Annotated in this window: 1 protein-coding gene; it reads left to right on the forward strand. The window is 80.4% G+C overall.

Annotation, left to right across the window (positions count from 1 at the left end; all coding sequences use genetic code 11):
* On the forward strand, positions 1-633 hold a 633-nt coding region (locus WCS02_RS20930), incomplete at both ends, for a CopD family protein (RefSeq protein WP_340296231.1).

Raw genomic sequence — 633 nt, forward strand, 5'->3', positions numbered from 1 at the left:
TGCCCGCCGTGCTCGCCCTTCTCGCTGCCGCGGCCCTCCTCGCGCTCGGCGCGGCCCGGGCCCGTGCCGCGCTCCCCGCACGGGCTGCCCTCGTCGTCGCCCTCGCCGCGGTCGTCCTGCCCGTCGCCACGACCGGGCACCCCGCGGCGGCCGGCGACCACGTGCTCACGGTCGTCGTCCTGGCCGTGCACGTGGTCGCGGCCAGCCTCTGGGTCGGCGGGCTCGTCGGGGTCCTGCTGCACGTCGGCGGTGCGGGCCCTGCCCGGGCCGTCGCCGTGGGTCGGCTCAGCCGGCTGGCGCTGGCCTGCGTGGTCGCGGTGACCGGGACCGGCGTGGCCGGGGCGCTGCTGGTCACCGACCTCCCCGTCCGCGAGCTGCTCGGCACCGGGTACGGCGCGCTGCTGCTGGCCAAGACCGCCGGGGTCGTCGTGCTCGTCGCCGTCGGCTGGGCCCACCGCCGCCGCACCCTGCCGCTGCTGCAGGCCGGCCGCCCGGGCGCCTTCGTCCGCCTGGCTGTCGCCGAGGCGGCGCTCCTGGCCGGGGTGCTCGCGCTCGCGGTCGGGCTCGCGGCCTCCCCGCCGCCGGCAGGGTCCGCGACCTCGTCCGCGGCCCCGTCCCTGGCCAAGTCGGATC

The sequence above is a fragment of the Aquipuribacter hungaricus genome (assembly GCF_037860755.1).
Classification (GTDB): Bacteria; Actinomycetota; Actinomycetes; order Actinomycetales; family JBBAYJ01; genus Aquipuribacter; species Aquipuribacter hungaricus.